17 protein-coding genes are annotated in these 20,163 nt (G+C 72.1%); 10 read left to right on the top strand and 7 right to left on the bottom strand.

The genetic code is table 11. The annotated features are described in order from the left end of the window. The first annotated feature begins 63 nt into the window (after positions 1–63). Positions 64–648, top strand: coding sequence for a TetR/AcrR family transcriptional regulator (locus ACQP10_RS34520; RefSeq protein WP_346018774.1), 585 nt, complete (start codon positions 64–66; stop codon positions 646–648). A 136-nt stretch (positions 649–784) separates the two neighbouring features. Here the strand turns inward: ACQP10_RS34520 and ACQP10_RS34525 are convergent, their stop codons facing one another. Beyond that, complete coding sequence (locus tag ACQP10_RS34525) at positions 785–2,068, bottom strand: alpha/beta hydrolase family protein (protein WP_433541962.1); 1,284 nt, start codon at positions 2,066–2,068, stop codon at positions 785–787. A 460-nt stretch (positions 2,069–2,528) separates the two neighbouring features. On the opposite strand from ACQP10_RS34525, the gene thrS reads away from it, so the two are divergent. Further along, on the top strand, positions 2,529–3,872 hold the full coding sequence (gene thrS, locus ACQP10_RS34530; RefSeq protein ID WP_346018773.1) for a threonine--tRNA ligase: 1,344 nt from the start codon (positions 2,529–2,531) through the stop codon (positions 3,870–3,872). A 47-nt stretch (positions 3,873–3,919) separates the two neighbouring features. On the opposite strand, the gene ACQP10_RS34535 is transcribed toward thrS, so the two are convergent. Continuing rightward, positions 3,920–4,495 carry a TetR/AcrR family transcriptional regulator gene (locus ACQP10_RS34535; protein WP_346018772.1) on the bottom strand — a complete coding sequence of 192 codons (576 nt, stop codon included), beginning with the start codon at positions 4,493–4,495 and terminating at the stop codon, positions 3,920–3,922. Between the two features lie 72 nt (positions 4,496–4,567). Here ACQP10_RS34535 and ACQP10_RS34540 point away from each other — a divergent pair, with 72 nt between their 5' ends. Beyond that, positions 4,568–5,146 (top strand): dihydrofolate reductase family protein, encoded by a 579-nt coding sequence (locus ACQP10_RS34540; protein ID WP_346018771.1) that lies wholly within the window; start codon positions 4,568–4,570, stop codon positions 5,144–5,146. A 51-nt stretch (positions 5,147–5,197) separates the two neighbouring features. Continuing rightward, positions 5,198–5,371, top strand: a complete 174-nt coding sequence (locus ACQP10_RS34545; protein ID WP_346018770.1) for a hypothetical protein — start codon at positions 5,198–5,200, stop codon at positions 5,369–5,371. Between the two features lie 92 nt (positions 5,372–5,463). On the opposite strand, the gene ACQP10_RS34550 is transcribed toward ACQP10_RS34545, so the two are convergent. Next, positions 5,464–6,432, bottom strand: coding sequence for a GlxA family transcriptional regulator (locus ACQP10_RS34550; protein ID WP_399501553.1), 969 nt, complete (start codon positions 6,430–6,432; stop codon positions 5,464–5,466). An 80-nt stretch (positions 6,433–6,512) separates the two neighbouring features. On the opposite strand from ACQP10_RS34550, the gene ACQP10_RS34555 reads away from it, so the two are divergent. Beyond that, positions 6,513–6,845, top strand: coding sequence for a cupin domain-containing protein (locus ACQP10_RS34555; RefSeq protein WP_433540424.1), 333 nt, complete (start codon positions 6,513–6,515; stop codon positions 6,843–6,845). 148 nt (positions 6,846–6,993) lie between these two features. Here the strand turns inward: ACQP10_RS34555 and ACQP10_RS34560 are convergent, their stop codons facing one another. Next, positions 6,994–8,508, bottom strand: a complete 1,515-nt coding sequence (locus ACQP10_RS34560; protein WP_433540425.1) for an MFS transporter — start codon at positions 8,506–8,508, stop codon at positions 6,994–6,996. 313 nt (positions 8,509–8,821) lie between these two features. Between ACQP10_RS34560 and ACQP10_RS34565 the strand changes: the two genes are divergently transcribed. The 3 genes from ACQP10_RS34565 to ACQP10_RS34575 all read left to right on the top strand — a co-directional run bounded on the left by ACQP10_RS34565 (position 8,822) and on the right by ACQP10_RS34575 (position 11,105). Next, entirely contained in the window at positions 8,822–9,193 is a 372-nt protein-coding gene (locus tag ACQP10_RS34565; RefSeq protein WP_179825917.1) for a YciI family protein, read from the top strand. Continuing rightward, positions 9,190–10,404: an RNA polymerase sigma factor gene (locus ACQP10_RS34570; RefSeq protein WP_399501476.1), complete on the top strand. Its 1,215-nt coding sequence runs from the start codon at positions 9,190–9,192 to the stop codon at positions 10,402–10,404. Before ACQP10_RS34565 ends, ACQP10_RS34570 begins: the two co-directional genes overlap by 4 nt. Positions 10,405–10,541: 137 nt before the next feature. Next, the gene (locus tag ACQP10_RS34575; protein WP_346018766.1) at positions 10,542–11,105 is read left to right on the top strand and encodes a GNAT family N-acetyltransferase; all 564 of its coding nucleotides are present in this window, start codon (positions 10,542–10,544) and stop codon (positions 11,103–11,105) included. Between the two features lie 102 nt (positions 11,106–11,207). On the opposite strand, the gene ACQP10_RS34580 is transcribed toward ACQP10_RS34575, so the two are convergent. From ACQP10_RS34580 to ACQP10_RS34590, 3 genes are all read right to left on the bottom strand, one after another. Then, positions 11,208–11,462, bottom strand: a complete 255-nt coding sequence (locus ACQP10_RS34580) for a MerR family transcriptional regulator (RefSeq protein ID WP_428837511.1) — start codon at positions 11,460–11,462, stop codon at positions 11,208–11,210. Positions 11,463–12,204: 742 nt separating this feature from the next. Continuing rightward, positions 12,205–13,413, bottom strand: a complete 1,209-nt coding sequence (locus ACQP10_RS34585; protein WP_346018765.1) for a DUF6461 domain-containing protein — start codon at positions 13,411–13,413, stop codon at positions 12,205–12,207. Between the two features lie 234 nt (positions 13,414–13,647). Next, the gene (locus ACQP10_RS34590) at positions 13,648–18,051 is read right to left on the bottom strand and encodes an AAA family ATPase (protein ID WP_433540426.1); all 4,404 of its coding nucleotides are present in this window, start codon (positions 18,049–18,051) and stop codon (positions 13,648–13,650) included. Between the two features lie 327 nt (positions 18,052–18,378). Here ACQP10_RS34590 and ACQP10_RS34595 point away from each other — a divergent pair, with 327 nt between their 5' ends. Both ACQP10_RS34595 and ACQP10_RS34600 read left to right on the top strand, forming a co-directional pair. Further along, on the top strand, positions 18,379–18,939 hold the full coding sequence (locus tag ACQP10_RS34595; protein WP_346018763.1) for a cysteine hydrolase family protein: 561 nt from the start codon (positions 18,379–18,381) through the stop codon (positions 18,937–18,939). Between the two features lie 236 nt (positions 18,940–19,175). Beyond that, positions 19,176–20,153 carry a zinc-binding dehydrogenase gene (locus ACQP10_RS34600; RefSeq protein WP_399501478.1) on the top strand — a complete coding sequence of 326 codons (978 nt, stop codon included), beginning with the start codon at positions 19,176–19,178 and terminating at the stop codon, positions 20,151–20,153. Positions 20,154–20,163: the final 10 nt, after the last annotated feature.

The raw sequence follows: 20,163 nt of genomic DNA on the forward strand, positions 1-20,163 counted from the left end.
TAGGAACTAGAGTGACGCTAGCATAGCCTCGACAGTTCCGCTAGCGCCGCTAGAATGAGGAGCATGTCGATCCAGACGCGCCGGGAGCGCGAACGAGCGGAGCGGGAGCGGCTGATCATCCGGGCCGCGCGGGAGCTGGCCGAGTCGGAGGGCTGGGACGCGGTGACCACGCGCCGCCTCGCCCAGGAGATCGAGTACAGCCAGCCGGTCCTCTACAGCCACTTCAAGGGCAAGGACGCCATCATGGCGGCGGTCGCGATCGAGGGCTGCGCCGACCTCGCCGTCGAGCTGCACGCGGCCCGTACGGCGGCGGCCGACCCCCGGCGGACCCTCGCCAACGTCGCCGCCGCGTACGTCGGATTCGCCGAACGGCGGCCCGCCCTGTACGACGCGATGTTCACGCACATCGTCGATCTGCCGTTCGCCACCGCCGAGGCCCCGCCCGCCCTGCAGGAGGCCTTCGGCGAACTGCGTGAGACCGTACGACCGCTGGTGCGGGACGACGAGACGGAGGCCGACCTGGAGGCGCTCACCGAGGTCTTCTGGAGCGGAATGCACGGTCTCGTCACGCTCACGCGCAACGGTAGGTTCCGGCCCGAGCACCACGACCGCCGGATGGCGCTCCTGCTCGACCGCCTCTCCCGCTGACCCGCCCACGCTCGCCGCACCGGCCACCCGCCGACCAGCCCACTCGCCGTGCCGGCCTCCCGCCGACCAGCCCACGCTCACCCGCCGCACCGGCCTTCCGCCGACTCGCCCGCGCCCGCCGTACCGGCCGGGCGGGTCAGGGGTTCTGGAAGGTCACCTCGGGGTCGGCGGGGGACGGCCCGTCGAGCAGCGGCTGGGCCTTCCCACGCAGGTGCCGGTCGAAGAAGGCGCCCACGTAGGACGTGGTGATCTTCGCCGACCGGCTGCCCGGCAGCGGCGCCCCGGGGTCGGTCACCCCGAGCTGCTCACCCAGGACCGGGATGTCGATGAAGGAGAAGTGCCCGGTGTCCTTCACGGTCAGCCAGCGCTTCCAGCCGTCGAGGCGCACCCAGTCGCGGGCCCAGGAGGTGTCCTCGGAGCCGGGCGAGTGCCCGGCGGCGGTGCCGAGCATCATGAAGGGCCGGCCGCCGAGCCCGGAGTCGGGGACGGGCGCGAAGAACGTGCCGTCCATGTCCACCCCGGCGCGGACCCGCCGGTCGCCCGCCATGAGGCTCGCCGCGGCGTTGCCTCCGAGGGAGTGGCCCACCGCCCCGATCCGCCTCGTGTCGATCATCCCCGAGCGCTTCCAGACGGGCCGGCGGCCGGTCAGCGCGTCCAGGACGAAGGAGAGGTCGGCCGCCCGGCCGGTGGCGGCCCTGGCCAGCAGCTCCTTCTCGGCCGCGTCCGTCGGCTCGCCCTCGACGGTCTCGCAGGCCACGCAGGTGAGGGTCCGGCCGTCCGGGAAGGTGGTGCCGAACGACTCGTAGGCGTGGTCGACGAGCGCGACGACGTAGCCGCGCGAGGCCAGGTCCTCGGAGAGCACGGTGAGCGTGGCGCGGTTCAGCGAGAAGCCGGGTGAGACCAGCACCAGCGGATGCCTGCCCCCGGTGGGCCGGGCCCCGGACCGCGCGTTCGTCCGGGCCCCGGCGAGCACCTCGGGCGCGAGGAGCTTGTCCTGCCCCTGGGCCTTCAGCAGCAGCCGGGCCTCCTCGACCGTCATGTACGGCGCCAGAGCGCCGTCCCCGGCGGTGCGGGCCGGGTAGTACACCGACACCATGAGCCGCCGCGCGCCCGCCGACGGCACCCACGGGTCGGTGCGCGCGGTGTCGGTGAGGTGCAGGACGTCCCGGCCGACCGCGTACGGGCCGCTGGGCGCGGGAAGCCGCAGCTCCACACCGGCGGCCCTCCCGCCGCTCGACGCCGCGGCGGCGTTCGACGGCACGGCCGTTCCCGCGAGGCGGGAAGGCGACGCGACGGCTCCAGCGGCATCGGGCGGCGTGGCGGCGGCCGACGCGGCGTTCGACGGTGACGCGACGACGGCGGTGAGAGCGGCGACAGCCGACAGGGAGAGCGTCAGGGCGGCGGCGCGGCGCACGGGCATGACCACGGGAACTCCGTTCTGCGGGGCGAAAGGGGGGTCGGAATCGAGCCCCTCCGAAGGGGCCGAGATCGAAGGTAGAAGCCCGGTGGGTCCCGGCACATCGGCCGATCGGCACGCCCGCCTCCCCCACTTTCGTCAGGGGTGCGCCCGGCGTTCCCGGCGGCGACGGCCACGCACGGGCCGGGCAGACGTCCCAGGCCGGGCAGACGTCCCAGGCCGGTAGGCGTTTCAAGGCCGGTAGGCGTTCCAGGCCGCGGGCGCGAGAGACCGGCCGCCCGGCCAGTGCCTTTCTCGCGGCGGACGCGACGCGTTCACGATGTCGAGCGGCCGGCATCTCGGGGCTGGGAAGCGGGGACGTCGCTCTGCTACCGTTTTCGGTATGCAGCGTGCCGCCATGACGACGACGCCGGAGAGTGTCCCGGCGCGCTGACAGATGTCTTGATCCGAAGCCCCGGGGCGAGTGCCCCGGGGCTTCGTCTTGCGGTCGCTCGCCTCCTGGACCCGCATCCGCGAGGAGACCGCCATGCACGACCACCGCAGACTCGGCCGCGAGCTCGGCCTGTTCGACACCGACCCGCTGATCGGCTCGGGCCTGCCGTACTGGCTGCCCGACGGCGCGGCCGTACGGCACGCGCTGGAGGAGTACATCCGCGAGGCCGAGCGGAGAGCCGGCTACCGGCACGTGTACTCGCCGGTGCTGGGCAAGCGGGAGCTGTACGAGATCTCCGGGCACTGGTCGCACTACAGCGACGACATGTTCCCGCCCATGGACCTGGGCGGCGAGCAGGTCGTCCTGCGGCCGAGCCTGTGCCCGCACCACGCCCTGATCTTCCGTTCCCGCTCGCGCAGCTACCGTGAGCTGCCGCTGCGCATGGCCGAGCTGGGTGGCATGTACCGCTCGGAGCTGTCGGGCGTGCTCGGCGGGCTGACCCGCGTCCGGGCCATCCAGCTCAACGACGCGCACATCTTCTGCACCCTGGAGCAGGTCGCCGACGAGGCGGGGGCCGCGCTGGAGATGATCCGCCGGGCGTACCGGGCGCTCGGCATCAGCCCGGCCCGCTACCGGCTGTCCCTGCCCGGTCCCGGCGGGAAGTACGTCGCCGCCCCCGAGCTGTGGCGGCGCTCCACCGAGTTGCTGACCGAGGTCCTCGACCGCTCCGGCCTGCCGTACGAGGCGGCCGAGGGCGAGGCGGCGTTCTACGGTCCCAAGATCGACATCCAGGTGGCCGACGGCGCCGGCCGCGAGTCCACCCTGTCCACCGTCCAGGTCGACTTCCACCAGCCCGAACGGTTCGGCCTGCACTACATCGGCGCGGACGGCGCCAAGCATCGGCCGGTGATGGTGCACCGCAGCATCATCGGCAGCGTGGAGCGCGCCGTGGCCCACCTCATCGAGTACCACGGCGGCGCCTTCCCCGCCTGGCTCGCCCCCGTCCAGGTGGCGGTCCTCCCGGTGTCCGACGCCGAGCTGCCGGACGCCGCCGCGCTCGCCGAACGCTGCGCCGATCTCGGGCTGCGGGCCGAGGTCGCCGGGCCGGAGCACGGCAGCCTGGGCGCCCGGGTACGGCAGGCCCGCCTCGTGCCCTACCAGGCGGTCATCGGTGCCCGGGAGGCCGCCGCCGGCCACGTCGCCCTGCGGCTGCGCGACGGCCGCCGGCCGGAGGGGCTGCCCGCCGCCGAGGCGCTGGCCCGCATCCGTGCCCTCGTCGAGTCTCATGGCACCGACCTGTGGGACACCGGTGCCGATGCCGACACCGGCGCTGACGCGGGCACCGGCGGGCGGGCCGGCCTGACCGCGGGCTGAGCCGAGTCTCCGGAAGCGCCCCCGTGGTCTCGGACCGGTCCTCGGGGTCAGGTGACGGCGAGACTGCGCTCGACCGCCTTGACCACCAGCTCGTCCACTTCCTCGGGGGCGAACAGCTCCGGGAGCGTCAGCGTCTCCACGATCAGCCAGTTGAGCGCCAGCATGAGGAGCTTGACCGAGATCACATCTCCCGGCAGGCCCCGCTCCACGTGATAGGCGACGTTCGCGTCCACATCCGCGCGCACCCTCTCGGTGAGCACGGCGCGCAGCTCGGGCCGCCGGGTTGACTCCAGTCGCAGCTCCAGCATGGCGAGATAGCCGCTGCGGAATCCGGCGACCCGCCCGACCGTCTCCCGCATCAGCTCGACCACCTTGGCCCTGTCCTGCGGTCCCGCTTTCGCGGCCGCCCAGGTGGCCTCGTCGGGCATCCACCGCTGGTAGACCCGCTCGGCGATCTGCATGAGCAGGTCGTCGCGGTTGGCGAAGTAGTTGGTGGCCGTGCCCACCGGGGTGCCCGCCTCGGCGTCGACCGCCCTGAAGGTCAGGCCGCGCGCGCCTTCCTTGGCCAGCACCTCGATGGCCGCGTCGAGGAGCGCGTTCCTGCGCTGGTCGTTCTTTCGCATGTTGACAGCCTAACGGCGTAGTACTACGTTTGCACCACTTCAACTGAAGTACTACATAGGGAGTGACCAAGTATGCGAAAGCTCGTCTACTACGTCGGCGTCTCCATCGACGGCTACATCGCCGGCCCCGGCGACGAGATCGACTTCTACCCGGTGAGCGACGACATGGCCGCGTGGATGAACGAGCGGTACCCCGAGGTGATCCCCACGCACATCCGCGCGCACGTCGGCCTGGCCGACGCGCCCAGCAAGAGGTTCGACACGGTGGTGATGGGCCTCGGCACCTACCGGCCCGCCCTGGACGTCGACATCACCAGCCCCTATGCCCACCTGCGGCAGTACGTGGTGTCCTCGACGCTGGAGAAGATCGACGACCCGTCGGTCGAACTCGTCTCCGGCGACCCCGTCGGGCTGGTCCGCGAACTCAAGGCGGAATCCTCCGGCAAGGACATCTACCTCGCCGGAGGCGGCAAGCTGGCCGGGGCGCTGCTTCCGGAGATCGACGAACTGATCATCAAGTGGTACCCGGTGGTCGCCGGCGCGGGCATCCCGGCCTTCCAGGGCGGGTTCGACCCCACGCTCTTCACCCCCGTCCAGCGGGAGTCGTTCAGCAACGGGGCGCAGGTGACCTGGTTCCAGCGCGCCGCCTAGCCGCCGGGCGACGACCCCGCGAGATCGAAAACTCCTCTACGAAGGGCTCATATGCGAAAGCCGATCCAGATCAAGCTGCCCGCCTCCCTCACCGTCGCCACCGCCCGTCCCGGCGACCCGCGCTCGCCGCGCCGCTCCGCCGTACCGGCCCGTGCCCTGAACCCCACGGCGCAGCCGCACCTCACGCGCCGCTCCACCGCCGCCCCGCGCCGTGCCGCGTACTGACGCGTGACCACCGGACCGCCCGCCGAAACCAACGACCGCGTCGTCCGTCGGGAGCCGAACCTGCCCTCGCCGCACCTTCGGTCACCACGGGCTCAGTGCCCTCCCCGTTCCGATGGCCGCGCACCCGGCGCGGCCCGGAACGCCCGGCGGTAGGCGCCCGGTGTCGTGCCCAGGGTGTTGAGGAAGCGCCTGCGGAGATTCGTGGCCGAGGAGAGGCCGACGCGGCGGGCGACGGCGTCCACCGGGAGGTCGGAGGACTCCAGCAGGTCGCGGGCCGTGGCGATCCGCTGGGCGAGCAGCCACTGCCCGGGGCTGGTGCCGAGCTGCTCGGCGAACCGCCGGGCGAGAGTGCGCGTCGAGACGCCCGCGTGCGCGGCCATGCCCTCGACGGTCACCGGCTCACCGAGTCGCCCGGTGGTCCATTCCAGCAACGGCGCGAGTGTTCCGTCGATCTGGGCGGGGTGCGGCGGCGCCGAGTACTGCAACTGCCCGCCCTCGCGGTGGGGCGGCATGACCATGGTCCGCGCGACATGCGCGGCGTACCCGGCGCCCTGGTCGCTGCGGACCAGGTGCATGCACAGGTCGAATCCGGCCCCGGCTCCGGCGCTGGTGGCCACGTCACCGTGGTCCACGTACAGCACGTCCGGATCGACCCGGACGTTCGGGAAACGCGCGGCGAGCTCTCCCGCCAGCGCCCAGTGGGTGGTCGCCCGTCGTCCGTCCAGCAGACCGGCGTGCGCCAGCGCGAAGGCGCCGGAGCAGATGCTGACCACCCGCGCTCCGCGGGAGTGCGCGCGGCGCAGCGCCCGGACGACCGCGGGTGAGGGCGGCTCCCCGGCGGGCAGCCAGCCCGGGACGACCACGGTGTCCGCCCGGTCGAGCGCGTCCAGCCCGTCGGTCACGAGCATGTCGTACCCGGCGTACGTCGCGACCGGGCCGGGGCGCTCCGTGCACACGCCGAAGGCGTACCGCGTCGGAAAGCCCGGCCGATCGATCCCGAACACCTGTGCCGCGCAGGCGAGCTCGAAGGTCGACTGCGGCGGACGGACGAGCGCCACCATCCGATGCATGGCAGGAAAGTACCTCAGGATGTCTTTCCTGACACTCGGCCGGGCGGCGTGGTGCCCGTCAGGCTGATCTCATGACGACAGAACAGAACACGCCCGCCTACGTGTGGTCCTCCGTCCAGGACGCCCCGGTCCGCGAGATCTTCCCGGGCATCCGTGCCCGCATGCTGTGGACCGGGAGCAATGGGGCGAAGGCATGTGTGCTGGAGATGGACGCGAACACCCGCTGGCAGGGGATCGACGTCCACGAGCCGGGTCCCGAGGAGGTCTTCGTGGTCTCCGGCGTCTTCAACGACGGCGACCGAGACTACCCGGCCGGCTCCTTCATCCACGCCCCCGCGGGCAGCTCGCACGTCCCGCAGACGACGACGGGCTGCACGCTGTTCCTCTTCTACCCGGAAGGTTAGGCCGCCCGCGGTTCGCGACGTCGTCTCGTGACCGCCATGAGGGCGTCGTCTCGTGACCGCCATGAGATGGGCGAGTGGGTCCGCGGACCCGGCCGATGGCCGTGGGCTGCCACCGGCCGGGGGACGCCCCGGGCCGGACGCCGGGGCGCTACGAGTGAGCCGCCTCGTGCTCGGGAAGCGCGGCCGGGGTGTCCTGGGCCGCTGGGCGCATCGTCAGGACCAGTACGGCCAGCCCGGTGAAGATGACCGCGGTGACGACGCCGGTGACGTGCAGGCTCGCGGTGAACGCCTCCCGCGCGGCATCCAGCAGCTCCGCGCCCTGCCCGGCGGGAAGGCGCTCGGCGGCGGCGAGCGCGGCGGCCAGCGAGTCGGACGTGCCGCCCATCCGGTCGCGGTAGACCACCGCGGCCACCACGCCGAGCAGCGCGAAGCCGAGCGAGCCGCCGAAGTAGTTGCCGGTCTCCGACATCGACGCCGCCGAACCGGCGCGCTCCGGCGGCACGGACCCGAGGACCAGCCCGGTGCCCAGCGCGAACAGCGGGCCGGTGCCCAGCGCCAGTACGGCGATGCCGGTCATCACCAGCGGCAGGGCGCTCACACCGCCGACGCCACCGTCACCGCTGACGCCGACCAGCAGCAGGCCGCCCAGCGCCGACCCCGCCAGCCCGCCCGCGATCGCGGTCGCCGGCCTCATCCACCGGGTCAGCGTCGGCGCGGCCATGGTGCCGGCCGCCACTCCCAGGCCCATCGGCGCGAACAGCACCGCCGACGTGAACGGCGAGAAGCCCAGCACGCCCTGCAGATACTGGGTCACCATCAGCCCCGTACCGGCCATGGCGACACCGGCGAAGACCAGCCCGACGATCACGGCTGTGAACGGGCGGTTGCGCAGCAGCCTCAGGTCCAGCAGCGGCGTCTCCAGCCGCAGCTGCCGCCGTACGAACACGACCCCGACGGCCGCGCCGGCGACGAGTGCCACCGCGGGCACGGCCGACACGCCCTCGACGGTCAGCTGCTTGACGCCGTAGACCATCGCGAGCACCGCCACGAGCGACAGCCCGACACTGGGCAGGTCCAGCCGGCCGCCGGCCCGGTCGTCGCGGAACTCCGGCAGCAGGAACGGCCCGGCGAGCAGCAGCACCGCCATCGCCGGTACGGCGATCAGGAACACCGACCCCCACCAGAAGTGCTGGAGCAGGAACCCGGCGAGCACGGGCCCGAGCGCGCCGCCGGTGAACTGGCAGGTCGCCCAGATCGCGATGGCCTTCCCGCGCTGCCGCTCGTCGCGGAACATGTTGGTGATCAGGGCGAGCGTGCACGGCGCCAGGGTCGCTCCGGCGACGCCCAGCAGCGCCCGCGCGACGATCAGCATCAGCGGGTCGGCCGCGAAGGCCGCCGCGACCGACAGCACCGCGAACGCCGCCGCGCCGATCAGCAGCAGTCGCCGCCGTCCGATCCGGTCGCCGAGCGTGCCCATCGTGATGACCAGCCCGGCCACCATGAACCCGTAGCCGTCGCTGATCCACAGCTGCTGGACGCCGGTGGCCCCCAGATCGGCGCTCAGCTGCGGGAGCGCGAGGAGCAGCGCCGTCGCGTCTATCGCGACGAGCAGTGTCGGCAGCGTGAGGAGCGCCAGTCCCAGCCATGCCCGGTCGACTCTCATATCGGAAAACCCCTGTTCTCTCGACGTCTCGCCGCTTGGTCGGAGCGGCCGGGGACTTCTTGACATCCGTACGGCGGGCGATCGCCGGTGCCCGCCACGTACGGCGGGGGTCACCCGGGACGGCGGCCCCGGAGGCCCCGGCGGCACGCCGGTACTGCGGCGTTGCGGCGCGGCGCGGCGGCGAAAGGCCCCTCGCGACATGGCGGCGAAAATCTTGTGCGAAAGTTCCGGCGGGGATGTCAAGACGGCGGCGGCCGCTCCGACCGACCGGCGAAGGGCCCGGACGGGGCCCGCGAACCACGAGGAGTACGGGATGCAGTTCCTGATCAGCATGCACATCAACCCGGCCGTGCTGGACGCGCTGACCGACGAGGAGAAGACCGCGATCGGCGACGGCCACGGCAGGTTCATCGAGATGCTGAAGCGGTCCGGTGAGCTGATCACCACGCAGGCGCTGGCCGACCCGTCGCAGGCCGCCGTGGTGTCCGTGCGCAACGGCCAGCCGGTGGTGACCGACGGCCCCTTCCTGGAGGCGAAGGAGTACCTGGGTGGCTTCTACCTCGTCGACTGCGAGAACAAGGAGCGGGCGATCGAGCTGGCGGCGCAGATCCCGGACGCCGCGGTCGAGGGCCTGGGGATCGAGGTGCGCCAGGTCATGTTCGCCGATGGACAATTGGAGATGTGACCGCACCACCCATCGAGGACCTGCTGCGCGAGCTCGCGCCGCAGGTCCTCGGCACGTTGATCCGCCGGCACGGCCGTTTCGAGGAATGCGAGGACGCCGTCCAGGAGGCCCTCCTCGCCGCCACCGTGCAGTGGCCCGCCGAGGGGGTGCCGGACAACCCGCGCGGCTGGCTGGTGACCGTCGCGTCCCGGCGGCTCATCGACCAGATCCGCAGCGAGCACGCGCGCCGCGAGCGGGAGACGGCGACGGCCACCGCCGAGACTGTGCCCGAGGACGTGCCGGACACCGACGACACGCTCGTCCTGCTGTTCCTGTGCTGCCACCCGACGCTGACCCCGGCCTCCCAGACCGCCCTGACGCTTCGGGCGGTCGGCGGCCTGACCACCGCCGAGATCGCCCGCGCGTTCCTGGTGCCGGAGGCCACGATGGCGGCCAGGATCAGCCGGGCCAAGCAGCGCATCAAGGCCGCCGGCAGCTCGTTCGGCCTGCCCGAAGGCCCGGAACGCGAGGAACGGCTCAGGGTCGTCCTGCACGTGCTCTACCTGGTCTTCAACGAGGGCTACACCGCCTCCTCGGGCAGTGAGCTGCACCGCGCCGACCTCGCGCACGAGGCGATCCGGCTGACCAGGATGGTGCACGCGCAGCTCCCCGACGACGGCGAGGTGGCCGGGCTGCTCGCACTGATGCTGCTGACCCACGCCCGCCGTACGGCACGCACGACCGCGGCCGGCGACCTGGTGCCGCTGGACGAGCAGGACCGTACGCGCTGGGACCGCGAGATGATCGACGAGGGCCTTGAGCTGGTCAAGGCGTCGCTGGCCGGCCCGGCGCTGGGGCCGTACCAGCTGCAGGCCGCCATCGCCGCCACGCACGCCGCCGCGGCCACGGCCGCGGAGACCGACTGGCGGCAGGTGCACGCGCTCTACCTGATCCTGGGGCGGATCGCACCCAACCCGATGGTCACCCTCAACCGGGCGATCGCGCTCGCCGAGGTCGAGGGCCCGGCGGCCGGGCTGGACCTGCTGTCCACGCTGGACGGCGACGAGCGGATGGCCGGGCACCACCGGCTGCTGTCCGTACGGGCTCACCTGCTGGAGAAGACCGGCGACGCGGCCGGGGCGTACGAGCACTACCGGCGCGCGGCGAAGGCCACCGCCAGCATCGCCGAGCAGCGCTACCTGGAGTCCCGCGCCGGGCGGCTGCGAACGTAGCGCCCTGAACGCCCCTCCCGGAAACGTGGCGCCTTGAACACCCCGTTCCGGAGCGGACGGGTTCGTCGCGAACTCCACGGGCACGGGCGGGTAAGGCGTCCCCGGACAGGGGTCCCGCGTTCTATGATCACGGGCCTATGAGCCAATCGCCCACACTGTCCGCCGCGGAGATCCCCTCGGAGCGGCTCCTGCTTCGCAGAGCGCTGCTCGACACCGATCGTGAAGGGCTCATCGAGCTCTCGACCGATCCCGACGTACGGGCGTACATCGGTGGTCCCCGGCCCCGGAGCGAGGTCGAGCAGCACTTCGATTCGGTCCTGGCCGCCGACGCGACGACCAGGCCCGGCAGTTACGTCATCGCGGACAACGCGACGAACCGGGTCATCGGGATGGTGATGCTCTCCCGCCGGTCGGCCGGCAGCCCCGGGCCTGTCACCGGGGACGGCGAGGAACTGGAGCTGGGCTACGAACTGCGGCGCGGCGCGTGGGGCGCGGGATACGCGTTCGAGGCCGCGACGGCCGTGTTGCGCGCCGCGGCCGGCGAACTCCCCGACCAGCCGGTCCTGCTCACGACCCAGACCGCGAACACGCGATCCCTGAACCTCGCCACCCGCCTCGGCTTCCGCCCCGTCAGCACGTTCGAGGAGTACGGCGCCGAGCAGACCCTCTGCACCGCTCGTCTGTCCATGTTCCGACTCTGATCCCGGCCCCCGCCCCGACGCCGCCTCGCACCGGGTGGTCGGCACCCGGTAGCGGAAGGCGGGACGGATCGCGGATCCGGGCGCGGCGAGGCGGGTGGCCGGTCAGCCGCGTCGGCGCAGTTCGGCGTTGATGCGCAGGGCTTCGGTGAGCTGGTCTTCCAAGATGATGATGCGGCAGGCCGCCTCCAGGGCGGTGCCCTGGTCGACCAGTTCCCGGGCGCGGGCGGCCAGACGCAACTGGTAGCGCGAGTAGCGGCGGTGGCCGCCTTCGGAGCGCTGCGGCTCGATCAGCTTGGCTGCGCCCAGGCTGCGCAGGAAGGCCGGGGTGACGCCGAGGATCTCCGCTGCCCGGCCCATGCTGTAGGCGGGGTAGTTCTCATCGTCGAGTTTTTGGCCGGGCTTGTCGTCGGCCGTATCGGAAGGCGTCCGTGCCGCCTCCGTCTTCGCTTTCCCGGCGGTGTTCCGGGGGTGGGTGACTGTTTGATCCATAAAACCTTCCCTAACGCCGACAGGGGCCCCGGCGCCATGATGCGCCGGGGCCCAGTTGAGGTTCAACACCATCTACCGGTCCTGTGACCGGTTCACTGCTTCCGCACCGGCCTCCCGAGAAGGCGGGGGTGCGGGGATCGCGTATGCGTGACCGTAAACCACCATCCAATCCGTGGAGGTGCGGTACCCGTGCGGCGAACTTCAGCCGACGACGGGCGATCCTGATGGCGTTCAACGCTCCCTTCGTTATCTCTACTTCGACTTCATCTGCCACTGCTCCGGCAGCGCGTCCACGGCCAGGACCCTTCAACCTCGTCGGCCCCGGCACGTCCGACCTTCTGCCGTCCATCTACCTCATCTTCTGCTGTCCACGTGCGTCCGGGCAGTTCGTCGTGATGCCTGATACTGCTCTGCCCTCGTGGATCCGTCCCTTGCGATGCCAGAAACCCTACCCTCCCCCATCGCAAATGTCTACCGTCGTCACTACAGATTTTCGGTAGCAGAGAAGGCAGACCCTCCCCCGGGTCCGTGCGACCAGGGGCGAAGTGACGAGAAGGACCGCGGGATGGAGGAACAGCGGGACAGCCGTTCCTGGAGATTCAGGGGCCCGCTATGTCGAGGCGGCGCGCAGCGTCGCGATGACGGCCGCCGCGTGATCGGGGTCGGCCATGACCCGATCCCCGTAGACCAGGTTGAAGTGGGCGTCGTAGGCGGCCTTCCTGGCGTCGGGCGACAGAGCATGGCGCGTCGATATCGCCGCCTGCCAGCGCGGCCGGACCGCCTCCCGCTCCTCCTCGCCCGGACGGTGATGCCACCCGCAGCTCGGGCAGGCCGGCATGCCGGTCGCGGTGTCGAAGGAGAAGATGTTGCGCCCGCCGTCCGGGGAGCGGTGCGGACCCGCGGACGGGCCGGCCATCCACTCGCCGGTGGCCTCGTCGATCGGATGGCCGGTCAGCTCCGACTCGTAACCGCGGATGAGCTCGGCGAGCGGGGAGCCGTGCCCGACCGGCGTCGTCTCGCCCCGCTCGGCCGAAGCCAGTGCGGCGGCGAGCACCGGATGGTCGGCCACGCCGGCCACCCCGCACTGGCGGCGGGCTTCGGCGACCGCGGCCCGCCGCTGGAGGTCAGGGGAGGCGTCGTCGATGGCCTCGGCGAGCTTCCGGTTGACGATCCGCAGGGCGTGCCGGGCGAAAGGGTCGCCTTTCCGGGGATCGTCGGGAGCCCGGTCGGTGATGACCCCGCCCAGCAGCGACCCGCCCAGCAGTTCGGGGGTGAACAGCACTCCGGAGATACGGCTGGCCAGGGCGAGGGCCGCGGGAACGGAGTCGGGCAGGTACTGGAACTCCTCGTCCGGTTCGGGTTCCAGGCCCAGCTCGCGCATGTCCTCGTTGAGGGCGTCGGGGTGGCTGCCCCAGCGTTCCTGGGGCGTCTGCGGGCGAAAGGCCGTGCGGATCCGGCCGTCCGCGGCGTGTTGGAAGTCATGCGAGGCCGCGTAGTTATGGCGCATGACGGAGACGGCCTCACCGCCGTCGCGGGTCAGCTCGCGCAGGGTCTCGGGCCGGGTCCCCTCCCAGCCGTCGTATTCATAGGCGATCGTCCAGTCACCGGCCCGGGTCACCATCACCATGTCGCAGCAGCCGTCGGTCTCCAGGACGCGCTCCATGACCTCCTCGTCGTCCACCGGATGGATGTTGCCGTCGACCACGCCGAACCGCCGGAGCGTCTCGCGCTCGTCCAGGCCACGGACGAAGGTGACGGTGTAGATCTCCATCGGCCAGCCGGGCTCCCACGCGTAGTCCGCGGGCATGATCTTGCGCATCGGTCTCCTCGGCTCTTCCCTTTCATGATCACGGTGAGTGTGGCAGGCGGATCCGACATTCCCGGCGGCAGGAGGGATCGGCTCGTCGCACGTCCGGCCCAGGAGTCCCACCTCGGATCCGGGACGATGAACGAGCCGCGGATGGCGCCCGTCCGGTGAGCGACAGGAGTTGTTCAGCACCGATGAGCAGGACGGTCTCACGGATGCCGGGGCCGGTGTGGCGGAGAAAAGGACCTAACCATATTGGGTGGTCGGGCAGTTGGGCCGCCGGTACAGTTCGTTGGGAATGTATCGCCGCCACTCTTCAGGAGTGAACGACCGGCCCGCGATATCGCATACCGCTTGCAGGAGACCCTGAAGGTCATACGGTAGCCCGACATTCCAGATCCGCACCGTGCCGTCGATTCCGGCGGAGGCCAGACGGGTGCCGTCCGGACTGAAGACCACCGAGGACACCTGACCGGTGTGTCCGGTGAAGGGGATGCCGACCTGCTTTCCGGTGGCCACATCCCACAGGCGCACCGTGCCGTCGGCTCCGGCGGAGGCCAGACGGGTGCCGTCCGGACTGAAGACCACCGAGGACACCTGACCGGTGTGTCCAGTGAAGGGGATACTGATCTGCCTGCCCGTGCTCGCGCTCCACAGGCGCACCGTGCCGTCGATTCCGGCGGAGGCCAGACGGGTGCCGTCCGGACTGAAGACCACCGAGGACACCTCGCTGGTGTGTCCGGTGAGGGAGGCACCGGCCTGCTTGCCCGTGGCCACATCCCACAGGCGCACCGTGCCGTCGGCTCCGGCGGAGGCCAGACGGGTGCCGTCCGGACTGAAGACCACCGACTGCATCACTCCGACGTGTCCCGTGAGGAGGGCGCCGGCCTGCTTGCCCGTGGCCACATCCCACAGGCGCACCGTGCCCTCGACTCCGGCGGAGGCCAGACGGGTGCCGTCCGGACTGTAGGCCACCGAATACACCCAACCGGTGTGTCCGGTGAAGGGGGCGCCGACCTGCTTTCCGGTGGCCACATCCCACAGGCGCACCGTGCCGTCGACTCCGGCGGAGGCCAGACGGGTGCCGTCCGGACCGAAAACCACCGAATACACCCAACCGGTGCGTATGGCGGGAACGCCGATCTGCTTGCCCGTGCTCACATCCCACAGCCGCACCATGTTGCCCATTCCGCCGCTGGCCAGGCGCTTGCCGTCCGGACTGAAGGCCACCGACTGTCTCACTCCGACGTGTCCAGTGAGGGGGGTGCCGATCTGCCTGCCGGTGGCCGTATCCCAGAGCCGAATCGTGTTGTCGTCTCCGCCGGTGGCCAGGCGTGTGCCGTCCGGACTGAAAACCACCGAATACACCCAACCGGTGTGTCCGGTGAAGGGGGCGCCGATCTGCTTGCCCGTGCTCACGTCCCACAGTCGCACCATGTTGTCCATTCCGCCGCTGGCCAGGCGCTTGCCGTCCGGGCTGAAGACCACCGAGGACACCGAGAAGGTGTGTCCGGTGAGGGAGGCGCCGACCTGCTTGCCGGTGGCCGCGTTCCATAGCCGCACCGTGTCGTCGACTCCGGCGGAGGCCAGGCGGGTGCCGTCCGGACTGAAGACCGCTGATAACACCACACCGGTGTGTCCGGTGAGGGGGGCGCCGACCTGCTTGCCCGTCGCCACATCCCAGATCCGCACCGTCTTGTCGCCCCCGGCGGAGGCCAGGCGTTTGCCGTCCGGACTGAAGGCCACCGAATACGCCCAACCGGTGTGTCCGCGCAGGGAGGCGCCGACCTGCTTGCCCGTGGCCACATCCCAGATCCGCACCGTCTTGTCGCCTCCAGCGGAGGCCAGGCGTTTGCCGTCCGGACTGAAGGCCACCGACTTCACCATTCTGAGATGTCCGGTGAGAGGGGCGCCGACCTGCTTGCCCGTGGCCACATCCCAGATCCGCACCGTCTTGTCCATTCCGGCGGAGGCCAGGCGTTTGCCGTCCGGGCTGAAAGCCACCGAATACACCCAACCGGTGTGTCCGCGCAGGGGGGCGCCGACCTGCTTGCCCGTCGCCACATCCCAGATCCGCACCATGTCGTCGCCTCCGCCGGTGGCCAGACGGGTGCCGTCCGGACTGAAAACCACCGAGGCCACCGAGTTGGTGTGTCCGGCCAGGACAGCACGTGCCGGTCTGCTGAGAAGCGCGGCCAGGCTCACCCGTGCCTCGTCGGTGTCGGCGATGGCTTGCGCCGCGAGGGCCAGACGCGCCGACGTCTCCGGGTCGTCGGACAGAGCCTGGCTGTAGGCGGCCGTCTCCCGGGATGCGGCCTGAGCGCTGCGGTCCAATGCCCAAGCACGTTGCCGGTCGGCCTCGGCGCGCTGCCGTTCGGCGTCCTGGCCGAAGCGCACCGCGGCCACCGCGGTGATGACCGCGACCACCAGCAGCCCCGCCAGCACCGTGAACCGGAGCCGCTGGCGACGCCGGGCCCGGGTGGCGGCGCGGCTGCCTTCATGCAGGAAGGCCGCGGCGGGGCCGGGCAGGCCGAACCCGGCATAGCGGCCCGGGTCGGCCCGCCAGCGCGCGACGGCCTCTTCGGCGGCCTGCAGGCGAATCCCGCCGTACAAAAACGACGCATCCCGGCCATGCCGGTCCCACTCGGCGGCGTCCTGCAGGATCTCGGTGTGCAGGACACGGTCGGCGCGCTCGTCGGCCAGCCAGCCGCGCAGCCGCGGCCAGGAGCCCAGCAGCACGTCATGGGCGATCTGCACCCGGCCGGCGTCGACGACGACGAGCCGGCTGCGGGCGAAGACCTCCAGCACCTCATCGACCGCGGCGCGCCCGGCCTCGGTGCGGCCGGCGTGCAAGGCGGCCCGCTCGACGGTACGGCGGGCCAGCGCGCCGTCGCCGGTGACGGCCGTCAACCGCTCGAACACCCGCCGCGCCGCCTCCTGCCGGTCCGGGGCCAGAGCGGCATAGACGGCATCGGCGCTGGAGGCCACCGCCTTGGTCACCCCACCGGTGCGGGCATATCCCCGGCTGGTGAGCCGGTCGTCCTCGCGGTGTTCCCAGACGGTCAGCATCGTCTGCGACAGCAGCGGCAACGCCCCCGCCTCATACCCGCCGCCCGCGGCGCGCAGCTCGCTGAGGATCACATCGACCAGGCCGGGCTCGATGGCCAGGCCGGCGGCGTCGGCGGGGCCGGTGATCGCCCGCCGCAGATCCGGCTCGGTCATCGGGCCCACGACGAACGCCCCGTCCCGCAGGGCGGCGGCCAGACGCGGATGGGCGGCGCAACGGTCGACGACGTCGCCGCGCACCGCGAGCACCACCAGCGCCGCCGCGGCGCCGTGCGGCCCGCACCCGGCGGTCGCGGCCTCATGCAGCGCGGCGATGAACGCCTCCCGCTCCGCCACGGCCCGCTCATCGGCGTCGGAGACGAGCGTGAAGACCTCCTCGAACTGGTCGACGACCAGCACGAGCCGGCCCCCGGCCACGGCCGACGACGGCAGGGCGCGGCGGCGGGCGTCGGCCTCGACGGCCTGGCGCACCAGCAGCGGCGCCTGCCCGGGATCCTCCCGCAGGCCGCGCACCACCTCCGGAGCCGAAACACCCGCCAGCGCACCCAGCGCGGCCGCCAGAGCGACCAGCGGAGAGCCGGCCGGCTCCAGGACCTGCACCGGCCAGTGGCGGGCCGCCGCCGTCAGCTCACCCCGGCCGATCGCCGGCAGCAGGCCCGCGCGCAGCAGCGAGGACTTACCCGCCCCTGAGGCGCCGGTCACCACCACCAGGCCCGGGGCGGCCAGCCGCCGGGAGACGGTGGTGAGCAGTTGCGCGGTGGTCACCTCCCGGCCGTGGAAGACCTCGGCGTCGGCCTCGCCGAAGGGCACCAGCCCCCGATACGGACACCCGTCACTCCAGCGCGCCCGGACGGCACCGGGTGCGCCGCCGGGGGGTTGCCGGGGAAGCTCGGCCACCAGCTGCAACAGCAGCCGGATGTCGGTCGCCTGCCGGTACTGCAGATCCACCACCAGGCCCAGCTGCGCCCCCTGCGTATCCTGGCCGTCGCGCAGCACCCGCAGCTGATCTTCGACGGCGGTCAGCGTGAAGGCGAACTCGGCGAACTCCCGGCCCAGGCCGGCCAGGCCACGGGTCAGATGCTCCTGCAGGTCACGGTCCCCGGCCTGGATCGTCGCCTCGATCGCGGCGCCGACCGCGCCGACCTCCTCCAGCAGGTGCGCGATCTCCGCGCGCAACTCCTTCGCCTCGGGCCCGCCGCTCTCCAGGACCTGCTGGATGCGCCGCTCCAGCTCCGCCTCCAGCGCCTGCCGCGACGCCTCACCGCCGCCGGCGTCGGCGCCGTCGCCGCTGTTTGGGCCGAGGCGGGCGATGCCCGTTTTGACGATGTCGGTCAGCAGGTTCCCGCCGACCGCGGTGGCGGCTCCGAGCATCGCGGCCCCCGCCGTGGCCTCACCCGGTTCCAGGAACGCCCCGAACGCCCCCGCCGACAGCAGCGCCAGCAGCGCCGGAGGCGACCAGCGGCGCGCTCCGGAGACCGAGGTGCGGGCCAGCCGCGCCACCCGGGCCCGCACCCCGGCCCGCATCAGCTCCGACCGAGCCTCCCGCCCCTCCCCCTGGTGCTCCTGGTGCTCCTCAGCGCTCACCCCGCCACTATCACCCACCCCAGGCCGGAAAGTCCGCACAATCCCCGATCATCTGCCGCCCCCAGAGGGTGCCGGCTGACAACCCGCCCGGACCCGCCCCGGTTTCCGCCCCGTCAGCACGTTCGAGGAGTACGGCGCCGAGCAGGCCCTCTGCACCGCTCCCCCGTCCATGGTCCGAACTAGATCACCTCGACCCCGTCAACTGCGATCAGCAGCCCGATAAGGTGCCGATCGCCACATAACAGTCGGCGTCACACATCGGGGAAGTCCTCCGGTCCGCCTGCCAGCCGCAGGACGCCGGATGGACATATCAGTTGGGAGTCCGTCATGACCACCGCACTCATCATCGGTGACATCCAGCGGGGCATCACGAGCAGCTATCCGTTCGCCAGGCAGGTTGTGCCACCGCTCACCGAACTGCTCCCGCGCGCCCGTGCGGCCGGTGCTCTCATCGTGTTCGTGCACTTCGCCGTCCGGGGCAACGGAGCCGACCTGCCGCCGGGCAACGCGATGTTCAGGACGTTCTACGAAGCGGGGGACGCCTTCCACGAGGGATCGGCCGGAACCGAGATCGATCTGCCGGTCGCCGACGAGGACGTCGTCGTGACCAAACGCCGCGCCAGCGCGTTCGCCGGCACAGACCTCGACCTGGTACTCCGCGCGGGCGGCGTCGACACTCTTGCGATCGCCGGTGTCGCGACCAGCGCGATGGTGGCCGCGACGTGCTACGACGCGGCGGACCGTGGCTACCGGCTGACCGTGTTGCGTGACGGCTGCGCCGACGGCGACCCGGCGATGCACGACTTCTTCATGGATTCCGTCTTCCCGAGCCGGGGGGTTGAGGTCGTATCCTGCGCCGGTTGGCGGCCGGCCGGCGAGGACATGTGACCGCGGTCGGCCTGACCCGCTCCGGGAGCGGGTCCGCTCCCCTGAGTTCCGGTGGCCTGACATCGACCGGTACGGCGCTGCCCCGTACGGCGTCGAAGGGGCGATCCACGCCAGGCTGAATCCGGACGCCGCGCGAGAAGGACTCCTCATGGCCCGTCCGGCCGCCGATTTGACCTCAACCGTGATTCAGGTTGGAGGCTGAGCGGGACGGTCTCTCCCGATGAAGGGTGCTTCTCATGCGTGCGATCCAGGTGGCCGAGTTCGGCGGTCCGGAAGTGCTGACCCCGGTGGAACTGCCCGACCCGGTGCCCGGCCGCGGCCAGGTCGTCGTCGGCATGGCCGCGGCGGACGTCATCTTCCTCGACACCCTGCTGCGCAGCGGCTGGGGCAAGGAGATCTTCCCGCGTGAGCTGCCGTACATCCCGGGCGGCGGCGGAGCCGGCGAGGTGGTGGCGATCGGCGAGGGCGTGGACCCGGCGTGGATCGGCCGGCGGGTGGTCACCCGTACCGGCACCGGCTACGCCGAGCGGGTCGTCGCCGACGCCGATGAGATCATGCCGATCCCCGACGGAATGGCCTTCGAGACGGCGGCGGCGCTGGTGCACGACGGCACGACCGCGATCATGATGGAACGGCTGGGTGTGGCGGAGAAGGGCGAGTGGGTCCTGGTGACGGCGGCGGCCGGCGGAGCGGGATCGCTGCTGGTGCAGCTGGCGATCGACGCCGGCGCCCGGGTGGTGGCCGCCGCGTCCAGCGACGCCAAGCTGGCGCTGGCCCGTGAACTGGGCGCGGAGGCCACCGTCGACTACACGCGTCCGGACTGGATCGAGTGGGTCCGCGAGGTGACCGGCGGCGGCGCCGCGCTGGTCTACGACGGCGCGGGCGGCCCGCTCGGTACGGCCGCCCTGAACGCGCTGGCCGACGGCGGGCGGTTCGTCACCTACGGCACCGCCGAGGGCTTCGCCGCCCCGGACCGGGAACTGGCCGCGCGTCGCGGTCTCCGGGTGTTCACCCCGCTGCTCGACGGCCCGCCGGCCCGGGAGGCCGCGCGTGAATGGCTGGCCCTGGCGCTGGAGCGGGCCACGGAAGGACGGCTGCGACCCGCCATCGGCGCCGTCTACCCGCTGGAGCGGGCCGCCGACGCCCACCGCGCACTGGCCGAGCGCGCCACGGTGGGCAAGTCACTGCTGCTGCCCGGCGCCACCGGGGCCTGACCGGGCCGCC

This window comes from Streptosporangium sandarakinum (assembly GCF_050942225.1).
Taxonomy (GTDB): domain Bacteria; phylum Actinomycetota; class Actinomycetes; order Streptosporangiales; family Streptosporangiaceae; genus Streptosporangium; species Streptosporangium nondiastaticum.